Below are 2,266 nucleotides of genomic sequence, written 5' to 3' on the forward strand. Positions count from 1 at the left end.
ATGACTTTTGCCAAACCGCCTAAAGCTCAGTAAATTCAGCAAAGTTCAGGGTTTTGGGGGTTAGAGGCATGCTCTCCTAGCTTATCGCTTCCGCTGGGGGAGTGTCGCCTGCTGGGATCCCTTTCTGAACCACCGAGAGCCAATCATAATAGAGCTGCGCAACCTGGCACTCAACCCCGCTTCAGAGGTGCTGACATGCGCCCCTACACCCAGATTGTCGCCCACCGTGGGGAGCACACCCACGCCGAGGAAAACACGCTGGCCGCTTTTGCTGCTGCTGTTGAAGTGGGGGCCGACCAAATTGAGCTGGATGTGCGCTGTAGCCGAGATGGGATCCCACTGGTTGTTCACGATGTCGATTTGGATGGACAGCCTTTGGCCGCATTAACTTGGGCCGAGATTCGGGCCCGCAAACCCACGATTCCCACTCTTGAAGAGACCCTGTCACATATCAAGGGCAAAATCACCCTCGATATCGAACTCAAAGAAGCAGGCTATGAGGAACAAGTCCTTGCCCTCGTTAGCGATATTTTGACCCCCGAAGAATTTGTGATCACCTCTTTTTTGCCTCAGGTGGTGCAGCGGGTTAAAACGCTTTTGTCCCCGCAACCCAAGGTTGGCCTGTTGATCGAGGCAAAGGCTGAGGAGCAAGCCAAGGGATCTTTACTTACCCGTTGCCGGGAGTTGGGAGCGGATTTTCTGGCCCCCCACTACAGTTGGGTGAACTTGCAGTTCTTGGCTGAAGCTGAACAGGCCGGGATCCCTCTGTACGTTTGGACGGTGAACGATCCTGAAGTGATGAAGTTGTGCTTGCAGCCATTTGCCGGCTCAGTAGGACAAAATCCCGTTGTTCAAGGGTTGATTACCGACCATCCCCAATTGGCTTTGCAAATTCGCGCCCATCTTTTGGCAGGAGTAGAGGGGGCAAAACCCTAGACCATGGGCACAAACTGCACCGGAAAAGCCCCTTTTTGAACCCATCCTTGGGCTGTTTTGCAGAGGATCAGCAAGGACTGGGATCCCTGGGCACCGGAGTCCGAAGGGCTTTCTCCCACCGGCACCACCAAGGTGCCCCCCACCGCCAGTTGATCCAGCAGCACCATGGGCACAGTTGGGGGCGCTGCCGTCACCAGAATGGCATCGTAGGGAGCATGCTCTGGCCAACCTTGGTAGCCATCCCCCTGACGCACTTCCACATTGCGATAGCCCAGGGCAGCGAGGGTTTGTTGAGCTTGAGCAGCCAATGGGGACAGACGCTCCAGGCTATACACTTGCCGGGCCAGCTCTGCCAAAACAGCCGCCTGATAGCCGGAGCCGGTGCCGATTTCCAACACCACCGATTCAGGCGTGAGGCGAGCAGCTTCTGTCATAAAAGCAACAATATAGGGCTGAGAAATGGTCTGGCCATAGCCGATGGGCAGAGGGCAATCCCTGTAGGCCCGATCCCGCAGATCAGAGGGGACAAAAAGGTGACGCGGCACTTTTCCCATGGCTTCCAGTACCCGTGGATCTCGGATCCCTCGTTTGATGAGCTGTTTCTTGACCATCTGCTCCCGTTGGGAAGCAAAGGGATCCGCAGCGTCGGGGGACTCTGGGATCCCAGCTGGAGAGCGAGAAGAATGTCTCCACCGGAAGGATGAGAATGGGTTGATCACCGATACACAACCTCCAGAAACGATGAGCTGCTCAGATCTGGACTCTGCTCAAGCTGTGGATAACACCGCAGCTGTTTGCTTTATGGGCTTATGGATCCCCGCCTGCTTTTTCTCCTTGTCGGCAGGGCCGAAGACAATGGCTGCCTATTGCGAGGATGGCGCGACCCCATTTCTTTCATTGGAAGAGAGGTTAAGGGTGAGGGAAAAGATGCCTGTGGAGCCCTACGCTGATCCTGGCTTACTTTTGGCAAGACTTCACCACTTGATGAAGAGATTGTTGCCGAATGGGAAGATGGAAAAAGTGAAACAAAATCCCTAGGAGCCTTTGTCCTGATCCTGCGCGGCCTTCTCGAACTTCAGCTAGAGCCCGCAGGAGCCCCGCACTCTACATTAGTGACTAGTGGCTAGTCACTACCCACTCACCACTATCCAGGGTCAGTGCCGAGAGGAATGCGGCCTTCCTTGATGAAGTACAATCGGCGCATGACCCAAGTCCTGACTGTAGCTTGCAAACTCAAGGTGTCCCAGTCGCAGGCCGCAAAGTTGGATGCGACAATGGATGCCTTTGTGCAGGCGTTGAACTGGGTCAACCAAAACACACCAGAAAAAGT

The 2,266-nt window shown here is 55.0% G+C and carries 3 protein-coding genes and 1 pseudogene; 3 read left to right on the forward strand and 1 reads right to left on the reverse strand.

All coding sequences use genetic code 11. The features are described 5' to 3' along the window. Positions 1-195 precede the first annotated feature (195 nt). Complete coding sequence (locus NW849_RS14175; RefSeq protein ID WP_414358473.1) at positions 196-936, forward strand: glycerophosphodiester phosphodiesterase; 741 nt, start codon at positions 196-198, stop codon at positions 934-936. On the opposite strand, the gene NW849_RS14180 is transcribed toward NW849_RS14175, so the two are convergent. Further along, positions 933-1,655 carry a protein-L-isoaspartate(D-aspartate) O-methyltransferase gene (locus NW849_RS14180; RefSeq protein WP_414358474.1) on the reverse strand — a complete coding sequence of 241 codons (723 nt, stop codon included), beginning with the start codon at positions 1,653-1,655 and terminating at the stop codon, positions 933-935. The genes NW849_RS14175 and NW849_RS14180 overlap by 4 nt on opposite strands. Here NW849_RS14180 and NW849_RS14185 point away from each other — a divergent pair. Both NW849_RS14185 and NW849_RS14190 read left to right on the forward strand, forming a co-directional pair. Next, a complete protein-coding gene (locus NW849_RS14185) occupies positions 1,648-1,974 on the forward strand; it encodes a hypothetical protein (RefSeq protein ID WP_414358477.1) in 327 nt (108 codons plus the stop codon). The two genes, NW849_RS14180 and NW849_RS14185, sit on opposite strands and share 8 nt — an antisense overlap. Before the next feature lie 164 nt (positions 1,975-2,138). Then, a pseudogene (locus NW849_RS14190) lies at positions 2,139-2,266 on the forward strand (RNA-guided endonuclease TnpB family protein); the annotation flags it as partial.

This window comes from Synechococcus sp. R55.3, from assembly GCF_047461975.1.
Lineage (GTDB): Bacteria > Cyanobacteriota > Cyanobacteriia > Thermostichales > Thermostichaceae > Thermostichus.

What these genes read in the sequence shown, in the direction of transcription:
- NW849_RS14175 (WP_414358473.1), top strand. Translation starts at nt 196, where the DNA reads ATGCGCCCCTACACCCAGATTGTCGCCCACCGTGGGGAGCACACCCAC.